General features: G+C 63.5%; 23 protein-coding genes and 2 tRNA genes. 8 read left to right on the forward strand and 17 right to left on the reverse strand.

Translation table 11 applies throughout. The features are described from left to right. Positions 1-12 precede the first annotated feature (12 nt). Entirely contained in the window at positions 13-567 is a 555-nt protein-coding gene (locus tag ACSBM8_RS07690; RefSeq protein ID WP_442681048.1) for an NADPH-dependent FMN reductase, read from the reverse strand. Next, a complete protein-coding gene (locus ACSBM8_RS07695) occupies positions 564-2,879 on the reverse strand; it encodes a glycoside hydrolase family 31 protein (protein WP_442681049.1) in 2,316 nt (771 codons plus the stop codon). Before ACSBM8_RS07695 ends, ACSBM8_RS07690 begins: the two co-directional genes overlap by 4 nt. 97 nt (positions 2,880-2,976) lie before the next feature. Between ACSBM8_RS07695 and nadA the strand changes: the two genes are divergently transcribed. Then, positions 2,977-3,978 (forward strand): quinolinate synthase NadA, encoded by a 1,002-nt coding sequence (gene nadA, locus ACSBM8_RS07700; RefSeq protein WP_442681050.1) that lies wholly within the window; start codon positions 2,977-2,979, stop codon positions 3,976-3,978. A gap of 16 nt (positions 3,979-3,994) precedes the next feature. Here nadA and ACSBM8_RS07705 read toward each other — a convergent pair whose 3' ends face one another. Then, the gene (locus tag ACSBM8_RS07705) at positions 3,995-4,471 is read right to left on the reverse strand and encodes a hypothetical protein (protein ID WP_442681051.1); all 477 of its coding nucleotides are present in this window, start codon (positions 4,469-4,471) and stop codon (positions 3,995-3,997) included. 181 nt (positions 4,472-4,652) lie between these two features. Here ACSBM8_RS07705 and nadC point away from each other — a divergent pair, with 181 nt between their 5' ends. Together nadC and ACSBM8_RS07715 are read left to right on the forward strand one after the other, a co-directional pair. Then, positions 4,653-5,498, forward strand: coding sequence for a carboxylating nicotinate-nucleotide diphosphorylase (nadC, locus tag ACSBM8_RS07710; protein WP_442681052.1), 846 nt, complete (start codon positions 4,653-4,655; stop codon positions 5,496-5,498). After that, the gene (locus tag ACSBM8_RS07715; RefSeq protein WP_442681053.1) at positions 5,495-6,160 is read left to right on the forward strand and encodes a ribonuclease T2 family protein; all 666 of its coding nucleotides are present in this window, start codon (positions 5,495-5,497) and stop codon (positions 6,158-6,160) included. Before nadC ends, ACSBM8_RS07715 begins: the two co-directional genes overlap by 4 nt. Before the next feature lie 49 nt (positions 6,161-6,209). Here ACSBM8_RS07715 and ACSBM8_RS07720 read toward each other — a convergent pair whose 3' ends face one another. Then, on the reverse strand, positions 6,210-6,638 hold the full coding sequence (locus ACSBM8_RS07720; protein WP_442681054.1) for a nuclear transport factor 2 family protein: 429 nt from the start codon (positions 6,636-6,638) through the stop codon (positions 6,210-6,212). A gap of 124 nt (positions 6,639-6,762) precedes the next feature. Here ACSBM8_RS07720 and ACSBM8_RS07725 point away from each other — a divergent pair, with 124 nt between their 5' ends. Beyond that, positions 6,763-7,389, forward strand: coding sequence for a TetR/AcrR family transcriptional regulator (locus ACSBM8_RS07725; protein ID WP_442681055.1), 627 nt, complete (start codon positions 6,763-6,765; stop codon positions 7,387-7,389). 113 nt (positions 7,390-7,502) lie between these two features. On the opposite strand, the gene ACSBM8_RS07730 is transcribed toward ACSBM8_RS07725, so the two are convergent. The 3 genes from ACSBM8_RS07730 to ACSBM8_RS07740 form a co-directional block, all read right to left on the reverse strand. Continuing rightward, complete coding sequence (locus tag ACSBM8_RS07730) at positions 7,503-7,928, reverse strand: DUF4112 domain-containing protein (protein ID WP_442681056.1); 426 nt, start codon at positions 7,926-7,928, stop codon at positions 7,503-7,505. A 34-nt stretch (positions 7,929-7,962) separates the two neighbouring features. After that, positions 7,963-9,108 (reverse strand): ABC transporter substrate-binding protein, encoded by a 1,146-nt coding sequence (locus ACSBM8_RS07735; RefSeq protein ID WP_442681057.1) that lies wholly within the window; start codon positions 9,106-9,108, stop codon positions 7,963-7,965. 162 nt (positions 9,109-9,270) lie between these two features. After that, a complete protein-coding gene (locus ACSBM8_RS07740) occupies positions 9,271-9,459 on the reverse strand; it encodes a hypothetical protein (RefSeq protein ID WP_442681058.1) in 189 nt (62 codons plus the stop codon). 252 nt (positions 9,460-9,711) lie between these two features. Between ACSBM8_RS07740 and ACSBM8_RS07745 the strand changes: the two genes are divergently transcribed. Next, positions 9,712-10,821, forward strand: coding sequence for a cell wall hydrolase (locus ACSBM8_RS07745; RefSeq protein WP_442681523.1), 1,110 nt, complete (start codon positions 9,712-9,714; stop codon positions 10,819-10,821). A gap of 58 nt (positions 10,822-10,879) precedes the next feature. Here ACSBM8_RS07745 and ACSBM8_RS07750 read toward each other — a convergent pair. The 4 genes from ACSBM8_RS07750 to ACSBM8_RS07765 all read right to left on the reverse strand — a co-directional run bounded on the left by ACSBM8_RS07750 (position 10,880) and on the right by ACSBM8_RS07765 (position 13,839). Continuing rightward, a tRNA-Leu gene (locus ACSBM8_RS07750) sits at positions 10,880-10,963 on the reverse strand. Between the two features lie 49 nt (positions 10,964-11,012). Beyond that, positions 11,013-11,291, reverse strand: a complete 279-nt coding sequence (locus tag ACSBM8_RS07755) for an integration host factor subunit beta (protein ID WP_420139246.1) — start codon at positions 11,289-11,291, stop codon at positions 11,013-11,015. A gap of 159 nt (positions 11,292-11,450) precedes the next feature. Beyond that, complete coding sequence (gene rpsA / locus ACSBM8_RS07760; RefSeq protein ID WP_442681059.1) at positions 11,451-13,178, reverse strand: 30S ribosomal protein S1; 1,728 nt, start codon at positions 13,176-13,178, stop codon at positions 11,451-11,453. A gap of 253 nt (positions 13,179-13,431) precedes the next feature. After that, positions 13,432-13,839: a hypothetical protein gene (locus ACSBM8_RS07765; protein WP_442681060.1), complete on the reverse strand. Its 408-nt coding sequence runs from the start codon at positions 13,837-13,839 to the stop codon at positions 13,432-13,434. Between the two features lie 163 nt (positions 13,840-14,002). Here ACSBM8_RS07765 and ACSBM8_RS07770 point away from each other — a divergent pair, with 163 nt between their 5' ends. Then, positions 14,003-16,120 carry a TonB-dependent siderophore receptor gene (locus ACSBM8_RS07770; protein WP_442681061.1) on the forward strand — a complete coding sequence of 706 codons (2,118 nt, stop codon included), beginning with the start codon at positions 14,003-14,005 and terminating at the stop codon, positions 16,118-16,120. A 252-nt stretch (positions 16,121-16,372) separates the two neighbouring features. Here the strand turns inward: ACSBM8_RS07770 and ACSBM8_RS07775 are convergent, their stop codons facing one another. The 4 genes from ACSBM8_RS07775 to aroA are packed head-to-tail and all read right to left on the reverse strand — an operon-like array spanning position 16,373 to position 19,198. Continuing rightward, a complete protein-coding gene (locus ACSBM8_RS07775; RefSeq protein ID WP_442681062.1) occupies positions 16,373-16,960 on the reverse strand; it encodes a peptidylprolyl isomerase in 588 nt (195 codons plus the stop codon). Positions 16,961-16,974: 14 nt separating this feature from the next. Then, positions 16,975-17,610 carry a (d)CMP kinase gene (gene cmk / locus ACSBM8_RS07780; protein ID WP_442681063.1) on the reverse strand — a complete coding sequence of 212 codons (636 nt, stop codon included), beginning with the start codon at positions 17,608-17,610 and terminating at the stop codon, positions 16,975-16,977. After that, positions 17,607-17,858 (reverse strand): CBU_0592 family membrane protein, encoded by a 252-nt coding sequence (locus ACSBM8_RS07785; RefSeq protein ID WP_442681524.1) that lies wholly within the window; start codon positions 17,856-17,858, stop codon positions 17,607-17,609. The genes cmk and ACSBM8_RS07785 overlap by 4 nt, the downstream gene beginning before the upstream one ends. Positions 17,859-17,860: 2 nt before the next feature. Beyond that, the gene (gene aroA, locus ACSBM8_RS07790; protein WP_442681064.1) at positions 17,861-19,198 is read right to left on the reverse strand and encodes a 3-phosphoshikimate 1-carboxyvinyltransferase; all 1,338 of its coding nucleotides are present in this window, start codon (positions 19,196-19,198) and stop codon (positions 17,861-17,863) included. A gap of 110 nt (positions 19,199-19,308) precedes the next feature. On the opposite strand from aroA, the gene ACSBM8_RS07795 reads away from it, so the two are divergent. Both ACSBM8_RS07795 and ACSBM8_RS07800 read left to right on the forward strand, forming a co-directional pair. Next, the gene (locus ACSBM8_RS07795) at positions 19,309-19,623 is read left to right on the forward strand and encodes a TIGR02300 family protein (RefSeq protein ID WP_442681065.1); all 315 of its coding nucleotides are present in this window, start codon (positions 19,309-19,311) and stop codon (positions 19,621-19,623) included. Positions 19,624-19,724: 101 nt separating this feature from the next. Then, positions 19,725-19,800 (forward strand) — tRNA-Ala (locus ACSBM8_RS07800). Positions 19,801-20,548: 748 nt separating this feature from the next. Here the strand turns inward: ACSBM8_RS07800 and hemC are convergent. Then, positions 20,549-21,382 carry a hydroxymethylbilane synthase gene (gene hemC / locus ACSBM8_RS07805; RefSeq protein ID WP_442681525.1) on the reverse strand — a complete coding sequence of 278 codons (834 nt, stop codon included), beginning with the start codon at positions 21,380-21,382 and terminating at the stop codon, positions 20,549-20,551. A gap of 38 nt (positions 21,383-21,420) precedes the next feature. Beyond that, on the reverse strand, positions 21,421-22,386 hold the full coding sequence (ispH, locus tag ACSBM8_RS07810) for a 4-hydroxy-3-methylbut-2-enyl diphosphate reductase (RefSeq protein ID WP_442681066.1): 966 nt from the start codon (positions 22,384-22,386) through the stop codon (positions 21,421-21,423). Between the last annotated feature and the right edge of the window lie 107 nt (positions 22,387-22,493).

The raw sequence follows: 22,493 nt of genomic DNA on the forward strand, positions 1-22,493 counted from the left end.
AGGCGCGGCGCTTTAGCCGCGACGAATATGCGCCACGAACCCGCCCAGATATTTCCTCAGTCGCGCCCTGGTTGATCCATCGACCAGATCACCCGACGACGGATCGAACAATTTGCCCGCTTCGGAAACGATCAGCCGACCCCCGCTCCAGTGATCCGCCTCCAGCGTGCGCAATACCGGCAACCAGGCGGTTTGCGCCGACAGCGTGCCGAAGCGTCCCGGCGAGGTGCCGATCACGCCGATCGCCTTGCCGCCGAACAGGCGCGCAATGTCGCTGGACGGGCGGCTCATCCAGTCGATCGCATTCTTGAACACGCCGGGTATGCCATTGTTATATTCGGGCGTGACGAGCAGCAGGCCATCGGCCGCCGCCGCTTGCTCTTTCAAACGCAGCACCGCCGGCGGAATGCCCTCCGCCTCCACATCGCCATCGTAGAGCGGGACATCGGCGATCGACCCCATCTCCAGCCGGGCGTCCTCCGGCATCTCCTCCGCGGCGGCGCGGAGGAGGCCGCTGTTGAAGCTGTGGCGCCGCAGACTACCCGACAGTCCAAGCACGCAGATCATTGCGGGCGGATGACCTTTACCAGTGCCGCCGGGGATTGACCGCTGGGCAGCGCGCCGGTGGCCGAAAGCCGACCGGCGCTTTCGTCCCAGCGCAAGGTCGCGGTCTTGCCGCCGCCCTTCTGATATTGGTTGGTCACGCCATCGTCATCATACAAAGCGAAGCTCGCATCCCGGCCCGGAAAGACCCGGATTTCCGATAGCGGCTGGCGCGTCGATGTGTTCTGGATCGGTGCACCCAGCGGCACGATCGATCCGGCGCGCACGAACAGCGGCATCCGCTCGATCGGCGCGGCCGCGTCGATCCACTGGCCGCCGGCAATCTTGCGGTTGGTCCACCAATCATACCAGTCGCTTCCTGCGGGCAGGTAGACCTTGCGCGTCGTGGCGCCCTGATCGGTAACGGGCGCGACCAGGAAGGCCGGGCCGAACATATATTGATCGCCCACGGTTGCCGCGACCGGGTCTTTGGGGAAATCCATGAACAGCGCGCGCATGAACGGCGCACCGGTCTGATAGGTGCCATGACCCAGCGCGTAGAGGTAGGGCATCAGCTGATAGCGGAGGCGGAGATAATCGGCGAGGATCGGTTCCGCCGCCTTGCCATATTCCCAGATCGCCGCTGCCGGACGCTGGCCGTGGATGCGCAGCGTCGGTGTGAAGGTGTTGAGCTGGAACCAGCGAACGAACAATTCCGGATAGTCGGTGTAGGACGGCGCCATCGCGGTCGCGCCAGCGGGATCGACCAATACGGGATGTTGCGCCTTGGGGCCGTTCGGCCACTGCCAGCCACCGGTGTCGCTGCTGGTATAAGCGATGCCGCTCGCCGCCATTCCGAGATTGGCGGGCACCTGCCGCTTCAGCGCTTCCCAGGTCGACTGGACATCCGACGTCCAGAAGATCGCGCCGTTCGCCTGTGTCCCCAGATAGGCTGCGCGGGCGAGGATCAGGTTGCGGAATTGCGGCCGATCGTGCGCCGAGCCCTCAGCAACGCCGCCCGTGTGGAGGAGCGGAAAGAGATTGTGATACCGGTCGCCTGAGCCGATCGAATAGAAATAGCCGTCGGGCACCAGATCGGGCTCCGTCTCGTCCAGCCAGAACCAATCGAAGCCCTGGCTCGCGATATTGTCGCGGATCTTGCTCCAGAACCAGGCGCGCGCGTCGGGATTGGTGCTGTCGAGCAGGGCGCCGGCGCGATCCGTGCGCACGGCAAGGCCGTCGACCGGCTTGCCGTCCTTGTCCTTGAGCAGCCATCCCTTGGCCGCGAGCAGATCGAAATAGCGGCTCGCCGTCTCGAAGCGCGGCCATACGGAGATGATGCTGTGCATGCCCCAATCGTGCAGCTGCCGGTTCATGGCGCCGGGATCGGGGAAGAAGGTGCGATCAATGTCCAGCTGGCCCATGCGCGTCCAGTAGAACCAGTCGAGCACCATCACGTCGAGTGGATAGCCCCGATCGCGATAGCCTTTTGCGATGCCCAGCAATTCGTTCTGCGTCTCGAAGCGCGCTTTCGACTGGATCAGCCCGAACGCCGCCTTGGGGGGCAAGGGTGTCACGCCCGTGAGCAGCCGATAGCCCTTATAGAGATCGTCGCTATTGGCGCCGGTGATGACGAAGAACGAAACCCGTTCGCCCACATTCGACTGGAAATGGGTGGCGCTGTTGATGGCCACCGAAACGGTCGTCGTCGAGGGGTTGTCCCAGACGATCATATAATTGTTGGAGCTGACCAGAACCGGTACGCAGACCTGTTCGCCGGCCGGCGCATCGTAATAATGGCGGCAATCGATCGTGCGGCCCTTGAGGTCGAGCGTGCCTTCCTGGTTCTGGCCCAGGCCGTAGAAATGCTCGTCAGGCGTGATGGAGAAGCTGGCGCCGACCTTGAAGGTCTGCTCGCCGGCCACTTCATGCGGGACCATGTCCCAGCCCTTCATGGTGACGATCGGTTGGCCGTCGGCTGCCTTCACCGTCAAAGAGACGGGAGGGAGGGAAGGTGCGAAATAGCGCTCCATCTGGGTTGGCGCTTTTGGCCAGGGCTGCGCATCCACCGCGACGTTGATCGCGCCCGACGCGAAAACATCGCCCGAGGCATCGTTATTGTGGGTCCATCCGGTGGCGTCGCTTTTCGCGGTCACGCCATATCCGGGTGCAGCGTCGGCATGGTCATGGTCCCGGGCGATCGTCACGCGCACGATGTTCGCCGCATAGGGCTCAATCGAAACGATGCTTCCGTGGCGATCGATCGTCGCCAGCGGGGCTGCCGATGCGCTGCCTGCCAGCAGGATTGCCACTGCGCCCGCGAATATCCGTGCCATATGCAATTCGTCTCCCCTGTTTCCTCGCTCCTAACAGCATGGAGCGGTTATGATCCACCCGTTCGACAAACGGGTCGGCACTTCTTATTTGGGGGTTATGAACGCTCCTACTCAAAGCCTCGCCGGTCTGGACTTGCGTGCCGAGATCGATCGGCTCCGCAAAGAAAAGAATGCCGTCATTCTGGCGCATTATTATCAGGTGCCGGAGATCCAGGATCTGGCCGATTTCGTCGGCGACAGCCTCGATCTCTCCCGAAAGGCCGCCGAGACGGATGCCGATGTCATCGCTTTCTGCGGTGTCCGGTTCATGGCGGAAGTCGCCAAGATCCTCTCGCCTCACAAAACCGTGGTGCTGCCGGACATGGCCGCCGGCTGCAGCCTGGAAGATTCCTGCCCGCCGGAACAGTTCGCACGCTTCCGCGCCGCGCATCCCGATCATATCGCGCTGACCTACATAAATTGCTCGGCTGCGGTGAAGGCGCATTCCGACATCATCGTGACGTCGTCCTCTGCCGAGAAGATCCTGTCGCAGTTGCCGATGGATCAGAAGATCATCTTTGCGCCGGACAAAAACCTGGGTGCCTATTTCAACCGCATCACCGGCCGCGACATGCTGCTGTGGCCGGGCGCCTGCATCGTGCATGAGGCGTTTAGCGAAACCGAATTGCTCAAGCTGAAGGTGCAATATCCCGATGCGCCGGTCGCGGCCCATCCGGAATGCCCCGCTTACATTCTGGATCATGCCGACCTGGTCGGATCGACCCGGGCGATCCTGGAGTTTGCGCTGAGCTCGCCGGCCCGGACGATCATCGTCGCCACCGAGCCACACATCATTCATCAGATGGAGAAGGCGGCGCCGCACAAGACATTCATCGGCGCGCCCGGCGCGGATGGTAACTGCAACTGCAATATGTGCCCCTATATGGCGATGAACTCGATCGAGAAGCTGTATCTGGCGCTGCGCGATCTGAACCCCCGGATCGAAATGGACGAGGAAACCCGTCTTGCCGCCAAGCGTCCGCTCGACCGCATGTTGGAAATGGCCAGCGCGACCGTCGGGCAAGGCGACCTTGGACACAAGCAGCCGTCGGGCGACTGATCCGCGGCTGCTAATGTCAGGAGCGGTGCAGCGCCCGTACGGCGATCGCGATCGCACCGATGCCGCCGCATGCAACGCAAACCAGGTGCAGCGTGCCGACGGAGATCAGGCCCAGAAGCGCATTGCCGTAAGCGAATGGCCACAGCGGGTTCATGTCGGCATGCATGATCGCGTCCAGCAGGATATGCGAAAATGTACCGACCAGCGCGCTGATCGCGCCGACCGCCCATGTGATCGGCGGAGCGGTGGTGAATTGTCGTATCAACATATTGGTGACGGGTACGCCCAGGAGAACGGACGCGCCCGCAACCACGAAAGCGCCTGCGATCGTGTGGCTGAGGCCGTGCAATATCGCGTCATGGCGCAAGATCCGCACCAGCGGCTCCACGTCCATCAACACTTGCGCGCCGCCGAAGATCAGGAAGCTGAAACGGTCGCCGCCGATCGCCTTGAACAAGGCGCCCGGGCCGAGATGGAACGGCGTGAATGGCACGGCTAGGCCGCCCTCAGCCGGACACAGCGCCTGGTCGCAATCGCCAGGGCCGCGGCAATGGCGGGCGCGGCCTGACCGCGAGCGATGATGGTCAAACGCATCCGTCTCCTGCATCGGCGTGATGGCAAGTGATGCTACTGCCGAATCAATTCGCTTGCCACCGGGTGATCGGGGAGACGCAATGACTTTCGAACTGGACGGCTTCGATACGGACGCCTTCATCCGATCCACGCTGGCCGAGGATCTGGGGGAGGGGGGAGATATCACGTCGCGTGCAGTGATCCCGCCAGACGCGCGCTTCGATGGCACGATGGTCAGCCGCGATGCGATCGTTCCCGCCGGGCTTGGGCTTGCCGTCGATTTCTTCCGCCGCCTTGATCCCGCCGCTGATATCGCGCTGTTGGCGCAGGATGGCGTACCCGTTGTTGCCGGAACGCGGCTGCTGCAGGTGACGGGCCTTGCCCAAGCACTGCTTGCGGCCGAGCGATCCGCATTGAATATCGTGCAGCATCTGTCCGGCATCGCGACGCTCACCCGCACCTATGTCGACGCCATTGCCGGAAGTGGCGCGATCCTGCTCGACACGCGCAAGACGATCCCGGGACTGCGCCGGCTGGAGAAATATGCAACCCGCATGGGCGGTGCGCGCAATCACCGTATGGGATTGTGGGACTCAGCGATGATCAAGGACAATCATGTCGCGGTGGCGGGCGGTGTCGGGGAGGCAGTGGGCCGCGCGGTCAAGGCAGGCATAGCGCGCATCATCGTCGAGGTAGATCGGCTCGATCAGATTCCGCCGGCCATCGATGCGGGCGCCACCTGGCTGCTACTGGATAATATGGAGCCGCCGATGCTGCGCGAAGCGGTAAAGATGATTGATGGCCGCGTGGCGAGCGAAGCCTCCGGCGGCGTGCGGCTCGACACAATCCAGGCCATCGCGCAGACGGGCGTGACGTACATTTCGGTAGGACGGCTCACCCAATCGGCGCCTGCGGCGGATATCGGCCTGGACCTGGTGGAATCATGATCGGCGTGCTTGCGCTCTTGACGCTTCAGGCGGCGGCCCCGGCGTGGGATGCGGCCGCCATTCCCCATCTGGAGGGACCGAGTGCTACGCAGCCGCGGCGGATCGAGCCGATTGGCGGGTATACGCTGGCGCTGATCTGGGCGCCGGAGCATTGCGCCCGGCCGGTGCCGGGCGCGGAAAGCTTTCAGTGCGGACCGGGGAACAAGAACGGCTTCGTGCTGCATGGCCTGTGGCCCGACGGGCGTGGCAAGAGCTGGCCGCAATGGTGCGCGGACGCCGCCATCTTGTCGCCGCGCACGATTGCCGACTTTCACGCGGCGACGCCGTCTGCCCAGTTGTTGCAGCATGAGTGGGCCAAGCATGGGACCTGTATGGGGACCACGTCCCAGGCCTATTTCCGACGCTCCAATCGCTTATTCTATCAGGTACGCTATCCCGACATGGTGGCGCTGGCGCGCCAGCCAATCGATGCCCACACCTTCGCACGCGCCTTTGCGACGGCCAATCCCGGCATGACAGCCGATATGGTGACGTTGAACCTGGACCAGGACGGATGGCTCCGCGAAGTCTGGCTTTGCCTCGATACGAAATTTCGACGGGAACGTTGCCGCATGCCGACGCCGGGCGATCGTGTCGTCCGGATCCGCTTGCCGAACGGGTAAGCGGGCTCGGGCCGCACGGGCGTGAACTGGCCGCGTGGACATGGGGAAGTCATCCTGCGTCCAGCTGGATGCGATCGATGATCGCGTAATAAGCGTGGAAGTCGAGCCATTCGATGCCCGACACCACTTTGCCGTCCTGCATGTGCATGATGTAGGAATATTCATTGTTATATGGCTCGCCATCCAACGCGATGGTCGACGTCTTGATGTGCGCCAGCACGGTATCGCCATCTGCCCATACGCCGCACGTGGTAGGCTTGAGGGGGGCGGCAAAGCGTGAAAAGAGCGCATTCTCGGCTTTATCGAACAGCTCTTTCAGCCCATGATAGGTGCCCGCGATCGGGCCATGTCCCGCCAGCGTCCACACGACATCTTCGGCAAAGATCGCCTCGAAGAACTTTGAGAAGTCGTCGGAGGCGTCGACCAGCGCCTCCGTTACGATGTTATGGTTGTTCTGTTCGATAAGCGTGTAGGTCATAAACATTCCTCATTCGCTGAAAGGCCAGATCGACGTCATTCCAGATAGACCGGTCGTTCCAAAACCCGCAGCTATACCGATCGTTCCATTTTAGGTGGAACTGGGTAAACAGGGGCGCAGGCACATGACCACATCCTCCCCGCGTGACGCCTTGCCGGCCGGCGGCCCCGGACGCCCCAGACAGTTCGACCGGGATGCCGCGCTGGCGGCGGCGATGCGTGTGTTCTGGCGGCACGGCTATGCCGGCGCGAGCATCGGTACGCTGATCGAAGCGATGGGGATCAGCCGGGCTACGCTCTATGCCTCATTTGGCGATAAGGAGACGTTGTTCCGGAAGGTCATGGACCTCTACGAGCGCGAGAAGATGGCCTATATGCTCGAAGCACTCGATCAGCCGACCGCACGCGGTGTAGCGGAGAGCCTGCTCCTTGGCACGATCGCACTTCAAACCGACACCGCTGACCCCAAGGGGAGCATGGGCATCGTCCATTCGCTGAGCCACGCGCCGGGGGACGAGGAGGTGCGCCGCTTCGTCACCGAGCGCGGTCACTTCTGGCGTGCCAAGCTGATCGCGCGGATCGAGCAGGCGGCGCGCGACGGCGATGTTCCTGCATCGCTCGATGCGCGCAGCCTCGCGCTTACGCTGAAAGCCGCCACCGACGGGCTGCTTGTTGCGGCCGGCAGCGGCGCAACCGAGCAGGAGCTGCGCGGCATCGTCGTGAGTTTCCTGGCGATGTGGCCGGGCCGATAACGCGGATCGACGTTGGCCTAGCGTGTCCTGGATGGGATTGCGCCTGAGGCCACGTCAAAAGATGGCAGCTTCGACCTAATCCAGGATCACCAACTCAACCTGCGTCGACGGGCCTAGCGCCCGTCGAGGATGGCGGTCGACGGGTGGAATTTGTCGAGATGACGACGAATGATCTTCACGTTCCGGCTGTTGGAGCGGAAGAAGTAATCGGGAATGGCCCCCACCCAGGGGATTGCGCCAAGCAGCGCATCGAAACCGACATTGCCGGCCATGCGCGCCATCTGCCATTTCGACATGCCCAGGTTGCGCGCTTCCCAGATCAGGTAAGAGCCCAGCGCCGCGCCGACGAGGCTGCCCGCGACGGGCAGTACATCCAACAGGACGTCCAGGCCGATCGGGCGATTGATGCCGGGAATGACGAACATGCGTTCCAGCACATGTTCCAGCGCCTCCACCCGTTTGCGCACGGCTTGGGGATCGCGCCCCAGGCCCGGTAAACGATCGAACGCCGCATGATACGGCTTGGTGGTGTTTGCCATGAGCGTTGATCGCGCGAGCGAACCGTTGGTTCCGTTACTTGCGCATCCGAAGCTGATCGAGCGGATGCGCGGCAAGGGCATTGCCGGTGAACGCGTTCAGGGATGGCGCGACGAGCGACCAGCGGATTGGTGTCGCGATCGGGATGAAAGGCGGGTTGATCAGCGCGAGCCGATCGCGAGGATTGCAACCGGCACTGACCGCGCAGGCCAGTGTCGCGAGCGTCCCGGCCGGCGCAACGCGGTCGACGAATGCCAGATCGGACGGCGCTTCCAAATCCACGGCTTGCGCCTCGATCCCGACACTGCGCCAGTCATTGGCCAGTGCGGCAAACAGCAAACGGGCGCCTGGCCCGGGGGGCATCGCTACTTTGATCTGGGGTGACCGTCCGGCCAGCAGCGCGCGCGCCATGTCGCGGCGCTGATTCAGCTCCGGCTCGATCGTGGATCCCGCGATCGTCGTCGCCTTGGCCTGTTGCGGCGCGGCCAGCAAAGTGATGACCCGATCGCGATCGATTGCCAGCGACAGCGCCGTGCGGAGGGCGGGATCCAGGCCGGCATTGCGGATGGCGAGGCCGAATAGCCCGGTTGCAGGATCGAAATGCAGCACCTCCCGCGGGAGGTTGGCGGCACGGGCAACGCCGAGGTTGGCGAAGGTGCCTCCCAGCACAAGTGCGCTCCCACCGGCCTGGAACCGGGCAACGGCGCGGCCGACACGTTCGGCACGAAGGCGCAGGAATGCCGCATCGTCTTCGCCGACGGGAGCCGTCAGCAAGACCTGGGTGGCGCCTTCCTTCCTGGCACGCCATTGCGTCGGCCCGCCCACCGCAAGTTCCGATTGGGCAAGCAGCGGCAGGAGATCGGGCTGCGGTGCGCCAAGGCGCATTTCGACTACGCTGGATGTGACGGCAGCAATGCTGTCGACGGGCTGCAGGGCGGCGAGTTCGGGATTGTCGGCGTTCCGGCGAAGCGCTTCGCGCAGGCGCCGCGCGATCGTGCGCGCAGAAAGCCCGGCCTGATCATCGATCCGAAAAATATAATCGACGCCATCGTCCAGAATGGCCCAGCGTGCAGCCGCCCCGGGGATGACCTGACCTTCTCGATCGAGGCGAACGAGGCCCGCATCGGTCGTGGTGGCGAGCGTTGCCGCCGCCTCAGGGCTTTTCCAGTTGTCACCGATCACGCTCACCCCGAGCGGGCCCTCTGGCGAACCGGCATGGCAGGCGGCCAATAGAAGGGTTAGGCCGAACCAGCAGGGGGGCAAGCACCGCATCGCGGAGACCTTATCCGCCCCGCGACGCTGGGAACAGCGACGATTGCCGCCATCTGATCTGATGAGCCTGGGTTAGCTTGGGTGGGCTTCAGCGGCAGCGACGCCGGACTCGTCTTGATCATCGTGGGCATCGCTTGCGGGCTTCGGTGCATCGGATCGTTCGGCCCCTTCGTTCTGATGCGCAATATCATCGGAGGGATCGGCCCCCTCGTCATTCGCCATTTCGACGTCGGGATTCTCCTGGTTGGGGTGCTCGCTCACGATACTCTCCTAACAATGTGCGGGCGTATCAACGCGTGCCGGGCGTGAAGCGACGCACCCCACGTCACGACGCGCGTGCGAACGGCGCTGGCGCAGCCCGGCCATGTCCAATAGGCGTACGTCCAAGCAGCGAATATTGTCAGGGTGGGAGCTAGCCTGCGGCGGCATCGTTGAGCGGCAGATATCCGGACCATTTCAAGGATCAGCATGGCCATCGTAAAACGGCGCGGGCACGAAACTTTGCTCGTGATCATGGTCGCCATGATTGCCGTCTTCATTACCCTTTCAATGGTGGGTGTGAATGATCGAGGCGCGATGCATCGGAAACCCCGCGCAATAGGAGCGCCGCCGACCCCCAGTGCTCCGCCGCCCGTCCTGCCGCCGACCTTTGCTGCGGAAACACCGGATGAGGCACGAGCCTCGAATGCCGCAGTACCGCTGGTTACGCTTACACCAACGGCGTCGCTCCCCTTTCGCTATACGGGCTCGGTCGAGGATCTCGCCGCGGCGCAGGCGTGCCTCGCGACCGCCGTGCTGTACGAAGCCGGGGACGATCCGGAGGGGGAGCGTGCTGTGGCGCAGGTCGTGCTCAACCGCGTTCGCCATCCCGCCTTTCCCAAGACCGTCTGCGGCGTGATCTTCCAAGGATCGGAGCGCAAGACGGGCTGCCAGTTCAGTTTCACCTGCGACGGATCGCTTGCCCACCAGTTTTCACCGGTGGCGCTGGAACGTGCCGGGGAGATTGCAAAAGCGGCACTGTCCGGCTTCGTCTACAAACCGGTGGGTACGGCCACCCATTATCACACGGATTGGGTAGTGCCGTACTGGCGATCCAGCCTCGAAAAAATTGCGATCGTCCACACGCAGATATTTTATCGTTGGCCGGGCATATGGGGGTCGCGCCGTCGGCTTACCGGGCAGCTCCAGCCCGGCGAAAAGCCCGATCCACGCCTTCCTGGCTTCGCTGAACCAAGTCCGGTGGCGGGGCAGGAAGAGGTTGCTGCAGATGCGGTCCAGCCTGTACCGCCCGCGCAGGCCATAACAGGGATTACGGCGGAGGCGCTGGGCGGCAACATCGTCCGTCTCAAGGACGAAGAAGCAGCGCAGTATGTGCTGCAGCTCGACCCCTCCGCCCATCCCAACAGCTATGCAATGGTCGGCCTGAGGATCTGCGGGGGCAAACCGGAATGCACGGTGTTTGGCTGGACCAACGCAAGCGACGTGCCGCGCAGCCTGCCGATCTTGCCGATGGCCATGCGCTCGGTGGCGTTCGTCTTTCGCAAGAGCTCAGTTTTAGGCCTGGCCCGGGCCAGTTGGGATTGTACGCGCTTTCCGCGTCCTCCCGCGCAATGCCTGCGCTGATGATGTGCCCGACGCAGATATCCCCCCAATGTGAGGGACTGCGGGGCCTATCTGAAGGTGGTGCGGACGGCGGGACTCGAACCCGCACTCCTATCGGAAAAGGATTTTAAGTCCTCTGCGTCTACCATTTCGCCACGTCCGCACGGACAAGCGCTTAGCCGCAGCGAGGGCCGGAACGCCAGTACCGAAGCTCAGACGTTGAGCCGGTGGCGCATTTCCTTGCCGGGTTTGAAATAGGGAACCCGCTTGGGCTGGACATCGACGGCTTCGCCGGTGCGGGGATTGCGGCCGACACGGCCGTCGCGCGCGCGGGTGGTGAACGTACCGAAGCCGCGGAGCTCAACACGACCGCCTTCGGCCAGGCGCTTGGAGATGGCGTCGAAGATGCAGGCGACGATCTGTTCAACCTCGCGGGGGGAAAGCCCTGGCTGATCCTTGTGCACCAGAGCGATAAGCTCGGACCTGATCACTGACTTGCCCCTTCTCTGCCTCAACGACGCGCTGGCTTCCCGCGTCCCTTGAAGCCGCACCGTAAAGCCGTAACCTCTATGTCCCAGAACTAAATATAGATCAATGTCGAAGCATCACGCCGGGCCGCGATTTTGCCCGGCCCGGCGTGACTCTTCAGCTTATGCTTCGTCGCGCGCCTTGAGGGCCGCACCGAGGATGTCGCCCAGCGACGCGCCCGAGTCGGACGAGCCATATTGCGCAACAGCCTGCTTCTCTTCGGCGAGCTGCATCGCCTTGACCGAGAAGGTGGGCTTCTTCGAACGATCGAAGCCGGTCACCATTGCATCGAGCTTCTGGCCGGGCTGGAAGCGCTCCGGACGCTGCTCGTCGCGATCGCGGCCGAGATCGGCACGCTTGATGAAGCCGGTCGGACCATCGTCGCCAACCTGCACATCCAGGCCGCCGTCGCCCGACGCCATCACGGTGACGGTGACGATCGCGCCCTTGTTGACGCCGCCGCTGCTGCTGGTGGCACCAGCGCCCGTCGGGGCGGTCGATGCACCGGCACGCTCCAGCTGCTTGATGCCGAGGCTGATACGCTCCTTCTCCGGATCGATATCGAGGACCTGCGCCTTGACCGTCTCACCCTTGTGGTGAAGCGCCAGGGCTTCCTCGCCCGATACGCCCCAGGCGATGTCGGACATGTGGACCATGCCGTCGATCTCGCCATCCAGGCCGATGAACAGGCCGAATTCGGTGGCGTTCTTGACTTCGCCTTCCACGGTCGAACCGACCGGGTGGGCTTCCGCGAACTTCTCCCACGGATTGGCCTGCGCCTGCTTGAGGCCCAGCGAGATGCGACGCTTCTCTTCGTCGACCTCGAGGATGATGACGTCCACTTCCTGGCTGGTCGAAACGATCTTGCCGGGGTGCACGTTCTTCTTGGTCCAGCTCATTTCGCTGACATGGACCAGGCCTTCGATGCCCGGCTCCAGCTCGACGAATGCGCCATATTCGGTGATGTTGGTCACCCGGCCGGTGAACTTGCCACCGATCGGATACTTGGCGGCGGCGCCTTCCCACGGATCGCTCTCGAGCTGCTTCATGCCGAGGCTGATGCGCTGCGTGTCGCGGTTGATGCGGATGATCTGCACCTTGACCGTGTCGCCGATATTGATGACTTCGGACGGGTGATTGACGCGCTTGTAGCTGATGTCGGTGACATGCAGCAGGCCGTCAATGCCGCCGAGATCCACGAACGCACCATAATCGGTGATGTTCTTGACCACGCCGTCGACGATCTGACCTTCGGCCAGGCTCTGGATGAGGCCGGTGCGCTGCTCAGCGCGGGTCTCTTCGAGAACGGCGCGACGCGACACGACGATGTTGCCGCGGCGGCGATCCATCTTCAGCACCTGGAAGGGCTGGGGGATGTCCATCAGCGGGCCGACGTCGCGAACCGGGCGGATATCGACCTGCGAACCGGGCAGGAAGGCCACGGCGCCGTTCAGGTCGACGGTGAAGCCACCCTTGACGCGGCCGAAGATCACGCCGTCGACGCGGTTGCCGGCGGCGAATTCATGCTCAAGCGTATCCCAAGCGGCTTCGCGGCGTGCGCGATCGCGCGACAGCATCGCTTCGCCATGGCTGTTCTCGACCCGGTCGACATAGACTTCGACTTCGTCGCCGACATTCAGCTCGGCCTTCTGGCCGGGGGCGGGGGCGAATTCGCGCAAGGGAACGCGGCCTTCGGACTTCAGCCCGACGTCGATGACGACCATGTCGTTCTCGATCCCGGTGACGGTGCCCTTGACGACCCGTCCTTCGAAGCCCTGGCTCTCGCCGCCGAGCGTCTCGTTAAGCAATGCCGCGAAATCGTCGCGGGTGGGGAATGCCGCAGTGGCCATAAAGATGAGTATTCCTTCAGTCTGTTTCCGGCCGTCCGGTTGTCTCCGGAGGTCTTCAGCCGAACCGCCGCCCGAGCCTCATGCGCGAGCGGCATCCTTCAAATGAAGCATGCGGAGGAAAGCTAAGCGCAAAATGCGAAAAGGGCGCGTGAGGCACGGCTATGCCGTCCAACTCCGCGCCGTCCTCCGCGAGCATCGCCCGCTGGATAGTCGGGATATAGCTTAAAGACGTGATCCGGGCAAGCGTGCGCCCTTAGGAGCCGCGGGGCTTTGGAGGCCGGCGATTACGATCGTTGTTCGGGCGCGGCCCGGCACTGCCAGGACGTGCTCCGGGCCGCCCTTGAGGCGGACGGCCGGCACCCGGGCCGGAGGGGCGACCGCCGCCCGGCGCCGGCGGGCGTGGTGGCGGCGCAGCCGGACGGCCGGGCGACACGCTATACCCTTCCTTCAGCAAGCGGTTGAACGCGGTCCGCACGGATTCCCCGATACTTGCCTGCAATTCCTTCGGCAGATCGGCAAAGGTCGTGTTCGGGCCAATCGCCTGAATGTCCCGCAACATTGCGTTCGGCACGCCCTTGGATGCGGTGCGAAGCGCGCCCACGGCGTCGATCAGGGAAGAAAAGATGATCTCCTGCATGAGATCGGTGGCGGATTTCGTCATGATGTCCACGTCTGCTGTCGGGCGGCCCCTTTAGGCCGGGGAGCGCGGGGGGCCAATCGGAATCCTGCTCCGCCGATAATCCGCGCAAGCGATCTTATTGCTAATGATAATGCGATTGACTCGCAATATGGCTGTCCATAGGGGCTCGCGCAAACGGGAGACTATGATGAACGCCACATTGCGCATGAGCATGATAGGGTTGGTGGCCAGCGCCGCGACCGCGCAGGCAGCGGTGCCGGACAGCCCGATCGCTTCCGAGGCGCCCAATATCGGTGAAGTCATCGTGACCGGCGTCGGCGATCCGAAGAGCGCTGCTGCGACCGGGCTGAAGCTGACCCTCTCCGAAACCCCGCAATCGGTGACGATCGTGGAGCGGGATCGTATCCGCGATTTTCAACTCAACAGCGTCAACGATCTGCTGGATCAGGTGGTCGGCATAAACGTCGAGCGGGCGGAGACGGACCGAACCCAATATAATTCGCGCGGCTTCGATGTGACCAACTTTCAGGTCGACGGGATCGGATTGCCGCTGATTTCCGCGATACAGTTCGGCGATCTGGATACGGTGCTGTTCGAGCGGGTCGAGGCGGTGCGCGGCGCCGATGCGATGATGACCGGTATCGGCAACCCTTCGGCGACGATCAACTATGTCCGCAAGCGTCCGACCGACAGTCTGCAGGCCTATCTATCCGGCCAGATCGGGTCGTGGGACCAGCGTCGCGGCGAAGCGGATATTTCGGGTCCGCTCAATAGCACGGGTACGTTGGCGGCGCGGCTGATCGTCGCGCATGAGGAGCGCGATTCCTATCTGCGGTTCAATCACGTCAATCGCGATGTCTATGCCGGGCTAGCGTCATGGTCGATGACGCCCGATCTCAAGCTCACCTTGGGCTATTCGCGCCAGCAGAACAACGCGGACGGCGTATTGTGGGGCGCGCTGCCGCTCAGCTATTCGAACGGCGCGCAAATCGATTATCCGCGCTCCACCACGACGGCGGCGCCATGGACATTCTGGAACGTGCGCGACGAAACCGCTTTTGCGGAGCTTGCCTGGAATATTGGCCGCGATTGGTCCGTGCGCAGCGTGTTCACCTATCGTCACAATCAACAGCTCGCCAAGCTGCTTTACGCCTATGGTGCGCCGGATCGCACGACCGGGCTGGGCGTCAGCGGAATGGCCGGCCTGTATCCTTCCGATCAGAAGCAATATCTGGGCGACGTCTATGCGTCCGGGCCGATCGCCTTGCTGGGGCGGCGGCACCAGCTTGCGCTCGGCGTGTCGCGGGGGCGCGCGCATCTTTACGAATATGAGGGATTTTCTGAAGATGCGATCAGCTACCCAGCGATCGGTGACTGGCAGAGCAGCGTCATTCCCGAACCCACCTTTCCGGACGCGACGCAACAGACCGACAGCGTCGATCGGCTGACGCGCGCTTATGCGGCTGCGCATCTGGATCTTGCGGACCGGCTGAAGGCGGTTGTCGGCGCCAGCGCCATCTGGCTGAAATCGACAGGCGCGGCATATGGCGTGGATCAGGCGCGCAAGGACCATAAGATCAGCCCTTATGCGGGGCTTTTGTTCGACCTCACCGCCAATTTGAAGCTCTACGGCAGCTATACCAATATCTTCAATCCGCAGGTCGAGGTGGACGTCAACCGCCGCCGATTGGCCGCGGCGCGCGGCACCAGCCTGGAGGCGGGCATCAAGAGCCAGTGGTTCGGTGGGCGGCTCTATGCGACGGCGGCGGTCTTTCGTGGCAAGCAGACCGGGCTCGCCAGCGTTGCGGGCACCTTTACCGACAATAAAAGCTATTATGTCGGCGTCGACACGACCGCAAAAGGCGTCGAGTTTGAGATTGCTGGCCGCATCACCCCGAATTGGACGGTCAATGGCGGCTTCACGGCGCTGTCGATCGATGATCAGGACGGCAGCGCCACCAGGACGTTCCTGCCGCGGCGCAGCCTCAAGCTTTCGACCAGCTATACTGTTCCCGCATGGCGGGATCTGAAGGTCGGGGCGCAGCTACGCAGCCAGAGCCAGGTCCATGCCATCGATTCGACCGTGCAGGGCTACGGGCTGGTGACCGGCGATGTCCTGATCCGTCAGAAAGCCTATACTGTGATGGATCTGTTTGCCGGGGTCAAGGTGACAGATCGGCTCAACGCGTCGGTGAACGTCAACAACGTCACCAATACCAAGTATCTCAACAGCCTGATGTGGGGGCAGGCTTATTATGCCGGGCCGCGCAATGTCCGCTTCACGCTCAGCTTCGCCTATTAGAGCGTGATGACTTCGGTAGGACCCGTTCGTATCGAGTAGCGATCGAGCCCTTCGACTGCCTGCGAGGCAGGCGCTCAGGACAGGCTTGTCGAGAGCGCGTATCGAGAGATACCCACCAATGCCTCGATACGCGGCCTCGATACGCCCTGCGGGCAACTCGGTCTCACCTCGGCACGAACGGGTCAGTGTAAAGTCATCATACTCTAAGCTGGTGATACATTGCGGGGCGGCCCGGCCGCGCGTGACTGGCTGCTACTGGATCCGTCTGACGGTGAGGATTTTCACCGGCTGGCGAATGATCTGGCCGATCGTCATCTCGTCATAGCCGCCCGGATAGGTGGGTTTGGACAGGATTTTCTTGGCGATTGCCATCCCGCTGATGACATGCCCGAAAGCGGCATAGCCGGGATAGTTGCTACGGGCGTCGAGATCGGGGGCTGGGCCGACCGTGATGAAGAAGTCGCCCATTGCCGAGTTCACTTCGTTGCGCGCCATCGAAAGGGTGCCGTCGAGATGATGCACGCCAGTGACCGTGGTCGGCTCGTGCTTGATAGGGAGAAAGCTCTTCGGGATTTTGTGGTTGATCCCACCCTGAATCAGCCCCTTGCCCGGGATACGCTTGCTGCGCGCGGCGCGATAGAACGTGGTGTTGTCGAACCGTTTGGCATCGACATAGCGCAGGAAATTCGCGGTCGTGATCGGCGCGCGTTTCGCCTCGAGCGTCGCGACGATCGTGCCCTCGCTGGTCACGATGGCAACCTTGGGCAGGGGGGCTGGTGGTGCGGCGCCGGCAGGGGCGAAAGCGAGTAGTGACAGAAGCGCAACAAGCGGACGTAACATACTGAATCCCGGAACTAATCGTTCGCAGCCGTAAAGGGGCGGTCCTCGGCGAGCGCGATGGCCGCCGCGATCGCTTCCTTGATCGAGAGATGGCTGGTGTCGAGCAATGCGGCATCGTCGGCCATCTTGAGCGGTGCGGCGGAACGTGCCGAATCCCGTTCGTCGCGCGCCCGAATGTCGTTCAACACGGCCGCCAGATGCACGTCGAGGCCCATGCCGATGAGTTCGTCGCAACGGCGTTGCGCCCGCACGTCCGGACTGGCGGTGACGAAAAGTTTCGCATCGGCGTGCGGCGCGATCACAGTGCCGATATCGCGCCCGTCAAGCACCGCGCCCCCCGGTTGCTCTGCAAATCTTTTCTGCCGATCCAGCAACGCGGCGCGGACGCCGGGATGCGCCGAGACGAGCGACGCGGCCTTGCCGGCCGCTTCGGATTTCAGCCCCGGATCGTCGAGCGCGCTGCTGAGATGATGCGCGGCCTGCAAAGCATCCTCGGCGGAAGCAGGGTCGCCGCCAGCTTCCAGCACGGCAAGGCCGACCGCGCGATAGAGCAGGCCGGTGTCGAGATGCGGAAGTCCGAAATGATGCGCCAGCGCCTTGGCGATCGTGCCCTTGCCCGACGCGGCCGGGCCATCGACGGCGATAATCATGTGCGCTTCCTCGCGATCAGGGCCTTACCAAGGCCGAACAGGGCGATCACCGCCCACACGATCTCCAGCGCGAACGATGCAACATTGAAATGAACCAAAAGCGACGCGCCAAGCATGATGGCGCCGATGAGGTTCAACAGATTGAACAGGACGAGGTTCATGACCTTGGCCAGGTTCGAATAGGCAAAAGCGACCACCATCAGCGCGCTGCCGGTCAGCCCGACGATATTGGCCGTATCCAGGTGCAGCGTCATTCCCGGGTCGCGCCCAGCGAACAGAGCAGCTGTTCGAAGATCGGAAAGCTGGTTGCGACCGGCGCCATGTCGTCGATCGTCACCGGCTTGCTGGCGACCAGGCCCGCGACCGCGAAGCTCATCGCGATCCGATGGTCGAGATGCGTTGCGATCGTCGCGCCGCCGGCGAGAGGCTCGCCGCCGGTGCCGTCGATGATCAGGCCGTCTTCGGTTTCCTCTACCCGTGCGCCGATGGCGCGCAGCCCCTCCGCCATCACTGCCAGCCGATCGCTTTCCTTGACCCGCAACTCCTCGAGCCCGCGCGTCACCGTGCGCCCTTGTGCCAAAGCCGCGGCAACGAACAGGACTGGAAATTCGTCGATCATGCTCGGGGCGATATCGGGCGGCACCTCGATCCCGGTCAGGGTGGAGCCCCGGACGTGCAGGTCGGCGACCGGCTCGCCGCCGACGTCACGCGGGTTCACGAAGCGGATGTCGCCCCCCATCAGGCGCAACACTTCGAAGATGCCGGCGCGGGTTGGGTTGAGGCCGACATTCTCAATCACGACATCCGATCCGGCCACCAGCAACGCCGCCACGACCGGAAAAGCCGCCGACGAAGGATCGCCGGGCACGACGATGTGCTGCGGCCGCAGCTCCGCCTCGCCGCGGATCGAGATGATACGGGCGCCGGTTGCATCCTGCTCCACCGTCAGCGCCGCGCCGAAGCCCCGCAACATGCGTTCGCTATGATCGCGGGTAGGGACGGGTTCGATGACGCGGGTGATGCCGGGCGTGTTCAGGCCCGCCAGCAACAGCGCGGACTTCACCTGGGCGGACGCGACCGGCAGGCGATATTCGATCGGAATGGCCGGCGCGATACCGCGCAGCACCAAAGGCAGCCGCCCGCCGGGACTTGCGGTGAATTCCGCCCCCATCAGGGACAGGGGATCGATCACCCGGTTCATCGGACGCTTGGACAAGGATGCATCACCAATAAAGGTCGCGGTGATGGCGTGACTGGCGACCAGACCCATGAGGAGACGGGTGGACGTCCCCGAATTACCCATGTCCAGCGCCTGGTCCGGCTGCAGCAGCCCGCCTACGCCGACCCCATGGATCGTCCAGCGACCATCTGCACCCCGTTCAATCTGTGCGCCCATGGCGCGCATGGCGGCGGCGGTGGCGAGGACATCCTCGCCCTCCAGCAAGCCTTCGACGCTGCTGGTGCCGACCGCCAGCGCGGACAGCATGAGCGATCGGTGGGAGATCGATTTGTCGCCGGGAACACGTACGCGGCCGGAAAGCGGCCCCGCACTCTTGAACGCCGCGGGGGAGGGGGCCATCTGGTGCATTGGCAGCGGTCCTTGCCAGCGGCTCCGGCCCGTGGCAAGGCGCGCGGCGTCGGGCTGATCCGCCCTCACGGGCCGGATCGCCTCCCTCCTCTTTCTATCGGAGCTTTACCGTGGTGAAACCTGAATGGGGCACCAAGCGCACCTGCCCCAAGTGCGGCACGCGTTTTTACGATCTCGGCAAGGACGATCCGATCGCCTGCGTCGAATGCGGCACGAATTTCGAAGCCGAAACCGTCCTGAAGTCCAAGCAGCCTTTGCCGTTTGACGCGCCCAAGCCGGCCGCGCAGAAGGAGGACGAGGATGCGGATCTGGCCGAGGATCTGGATGTCGATGAGGATGAGGAGCCGAGCGCAGACGACGATGTCGATCTGGGCGGCGACGATGATATCGGCGTCGACACCGGCGAAAAGGAAGAAGATCACTAAAAACGCAACGGGCGCGTTTTCGCCCGTTGCACGAGCGCCGCGCCTGATCTAAGGCGCGGCCCTCAACGTCGCCGGCGCCATCCCAGGGCCGGCAAAGAGATGGGGCCGTAGCTCAGCTGGGAGAGCGTCGCGATGGCATTGCGAAGGTCTGGGGTTCGATCCCCCACGGCTCCACCACTCAATTAATTTATAGCGAGGCACCAAACGGCTAGACCCGGTTGGTTGCCGCAGTTCCTAGGCACCGTCCCACACATTGTTACGCTTTAGTGGGCATCCTCAGCTCCTTCGGCGGTTGATTCGCGACTCGGGTCATTCGCTTGTCCCACCGCAGGTGAATCGCGAGTTGGTGCGATTAGGCCCAAGGCGCCGGCCACGATTGAGCTTCCGATGAGCAGCTGAATTACAGCGCCGCCGCCGCTATCGTCGAACATACCAGCGCAATTTCGCTTTCCCGCTATGCTGTGCCGACATGCTAGGCCGTGCGGCGTAGCGGTGGGCGGGAAGAAATGGCGGTTTACAGGCACTGGTTGTCGCAGGGAGCGGGCAGATGCGATGTACTCCCTGCGGACCCTGATCAGCTCCACGATGTGAATTCGCAAGCTTAGCTCGCCGACGTGCTGATCCGATCGGCAACGGCTGTCCGAAAGACCGATTTACGAACTGCTGTTGGGAACCGGACCATTGCCTCGATCGCCTGACTTAGGCGGATTGCCGCACTTCACAGCGTGGTATTTCGACCAGGTCTCCCCTCCATTCCAATATTCCGGGGTCGGCAAGATCGGTGAGCCGCGAAGCCAGCACAAGATTGCCTGTTCGTAAGAGGCCGTTTCCAGCAAGGTATTCGAGAGCTCTGTTCGAACCAGATACACGCAACGAAGAGTCCTTGGCCGCGCGGTCTCTGAGACGGCCCCTCGGCAACCGGACGTCACGCTGCGAACAGCCGGCGGATGCTATCGGGCGCGCGGGCGAGCAAATCGGCCGCCAGCATCGTCGGATTGCTGCCGACGCCCGCGACGTGCGCGCTGCCGTCTGCGGCAAACAGTTCGGCGCGGATCGCTCCGTCGGTGCTCGCCAGCGCAGCGACCGGCGAATGACAATCGGCGCGCAAAGCGGCCAGCAGGGCGCGTTCGGCCTTTACGCTGGCGTGCGTCGGCGCGTGGTCGAGGGCCGCGACCAGTGCGCGACTTTCAGCGTCGGCGCTGCGCGCCTCGATGCCGACTGCGCCCTGCGCCGGCGCCGGCAGCATCACATCGATCGGGACCGCCACGCCGATATCGGGCCTCCCGAGCCGATCCAGCCCCGCCGCGGCGAGCAGCGTGGCGTCGGCCTGACCCGCAGCCAGTTTGCTCAGCCGGGTATCAACATTCCCGCGAAACGGCACGATGTTCAGGTCCGGCCGTAGCCGCAACAATTGCGCGGCGCGTCGCGGCGAGCTGGTGCCGACGGTCGCACGTTGCGGCAGAGCGGCGACCAAGGTCGCGCCGATAATGCGGTCGCGCACATCGGCGCGGGGCAGAATTGCGGCGATCACGATTTCGGGCGGGCGGATCGTCTCCACATCCTTCATCGAATGCACGGCAATATCGATCTCGCCGTCCAACAGCGCGCGGTCGAGTTCCTTGGTCCACAACGCCTTGCCGCCAATTTCGGCGAGCGGACGATGCTGAACCTTGTCGCCGGTCGTCTTGATGATGTGAATTTCGACCGCGATGTGGTGCGCCGCAATCAATCCATCGCGCACCATCCCGGCCTGAACCATCGCGAGCGGCGACCCGCGCGTGCCGAGCCGAATGATCTTCAAGCAGTCGCGCTTACGGCGCGGGCCCCGGACCGGACAATGGGCGGCAGGTTGAACTCCAGCGTCTCTTCAACGCCGTCGAGCTCCGATACGCTGACCGCGCGCCATTGCCTGATTGCTGCGATCACGCCGTCGATCAGGTCGTCGGGCGCGGATGCTCCGGCAGTGAGCCCGATCGTCGTAACCCCATCGAGCCATGCCGGATCGAGCCCGTCGCCATCGTCGATCAGGTAGCTGGGTACGCCGGTGTCTGTGCCGATTTCGCGAAGCCGGTTGGAGTTGGAACTGTTGGCGGCGCCGACGACGATGAGCAGGTCGCTGATGCGGGCAAGGTCGCGAACCGCATTCTGGCGGTTCTGGGTTGCGTAGCAGACGTCGGAAATTTGAGGGCCAACCAGGTTGACGAACCGGGCGGTAAGCGCGGCGATGATGTCGCGCGTGTCTTCGACGCTCAGCGTCGTCTGCGTAACGTAAGCGACGGGCGCGTTTTTGTGCAGCGGCAGCGCGGCGACGTCCGCCACGGTCGAAACGAGATGGATCTTTGCATCGATCTGACCCAATGTTCCTTCCACTTCGGCATGGCCGGCATGACCGATCAGCACCACGATCCGGCCCGCTCTGGAATAGTGTCGCGCCTGGAAGTGCACCTTGGCGACAAGCGGGCAGGTCGCGTCGATTACGGGCAGTCGCCGCGCGCGCGCCTCTTCCTCGACAGAGCGGGGTACGCCGTGCGCACTGAAGATCGTCACCGCATCATCGGGCACCTCGGAGAGTTCTTGGACGAACGTCGCGCCTTTGGCGCGGAGACGATCGACGACGTGGCGATTATGGACGATTTCATGACGCACAAAAACCGGGGCGCTCGCGCGTTCCAAGGACCGCTCGACGATGTCGATCGCGCGCCGCACGCCTGCGCAAAATCCGCGTGGCTTGGCCAAGACGACATGCAATCGTTGTTGCGACATCGCCTTCCCTTCAGCGCTGCTACGCGATCTCCCATGAATATCCATAGATTGCGAAGTGTCAAATCAGCCTGACATATTCACGCTGGACAGCCCATGGATGCCTTAAT

This window comes from Sphingomonas sp. ASY06-1R, assembly GCF_052180265.1.
In the GTDB taxonomy this organism is placed as follows: Bacteria; Pseudomonadota; Alphaproteobacteria; order Sphingomonadales; family Sphingomonadaceae; genus Sphingomonas_I.

Excerpts from the sequence above, each read along its gene's own strand:
- nadC (WP_442681052.1), top strand. The coding sequence starts at position 4,653 with ATGACTTTCGAACTGGACGGCTTCGATACGGACGCCTTCATCCGATCC.
- ACSBM8_RS07715 (WP_442681053.1), top strand. The coding sequence starts at position 5,495 with ATGATCGGCGTGCTTGCGCTCTTGACGCTTCAGGCGGCGGCCCCGGCG.
- ACSBM8_RS07690 (WP_442681048.1), bottom strand. The coding sequence starts at position 567 with ATGATCTGCGTGCTTGGACTGTCGGGTAGTCTGCGGCGCCACAGCTTC.
- ACSBM8_RS07770 (WP_442681061.1), top strand. The coding sequence starts at position 14,003 with ATGATGAACGCCACATTGCGCATGAGCATGATAGGGTTGGTGGCCAGC.
- ACSBM8_RS07725 (WP_442681055.1), top strand. The coding sequence starts at position 6,763 with ATGACCACATCCTCCCCGCGTGACGCCTTGCCGGCCGGCGGCCCCGGA.
- cmk (WP_442681063.1), bottom strand. The coding sequence starts at position 17,610 with ATGATTATCGCCGTCGATGGCCCGGCCGCGTCGGGCAAGGGCACGATC.
- ACSBM8_RS07695 (WP_442681049.1), bottom strand. The coding sequence starts at position 2,879 with ATGGCACGGATATTCGCGGGCGCAGTGGCAATCCTGCTGGCAGGCAGC.
- nadA (WP_442681050.1), top strand. The coding sequence starts at position 2,977 with ATGAACGCTCCTACTCAAAGCCTCGCCGGTCTGGACTTGCGTGCCGAG.
- ACSBM8_RS07730 (WP_442681056.1), bottom strand. The coding sequence starts at position 7,928 with ATGGCAAACACCACCAAGCCGTATCATGCGGCGTTCGATCGTTTACCG.
- ACSBM8_RS07745 (WP_442681523.1), top strand. The coding sequence starts at position 9,712 with ATGGTCGCCATGATTGCCGTCTTCATTACCCTTTCAATGGTGGGTGTG.
- ispH (WP_442681066.1), bottom strand. The coding sequence starts at position 22,386 with ATGTCGCAACAACGATTGCATGTCGTCTTGGCCAAGCCACGCGGATTT.
- ACSBM8_RS07765 (WP_442681060.1), bottom strand. The coding sequence starts at position 13,839 with ATGACGAAATCCGCCACCGATCTCATGCAGGAGATCATCTTTTCTTCC.
- rpsA (WP_442681059.1), bottom strand. The coding sequence starts at position 13,178 with ATGGCCACTGCGGCATTCCCCACCCGCGACGATTTCGCGGCATTGCTT.
- aroA (WP_442681064.1), bottom strand. The coding sequence starts at position 19,198 with ATGCACCAGATGGCCCCCTCCCCCGCGGCGTTCAAGAGTGCGGGGCCG.
- ACSBM8_RS07775 (WP_442681062.1), bottom strand. The coding sequence starts at position 16,960 with ATGTTACGTCCGCTTGTTGCGCTTCTGTCACTACTCGCTTTCGCCCCT.
- ACSBM8_RS07720 (WP_442681054.1), bottom strand. The coding sequence starts at position 6,638 with ATGACCTACACGCTTATCGAACAGAACAACCATAACATCGTAACGGAG.
- hemC (WP_442681525.1), bottom strand. The coding sequence starts at position 21,382 with ATGGTTCAGGCCGGGATGGTGCGCGATGGATTGATTGCGGCGCACCAC.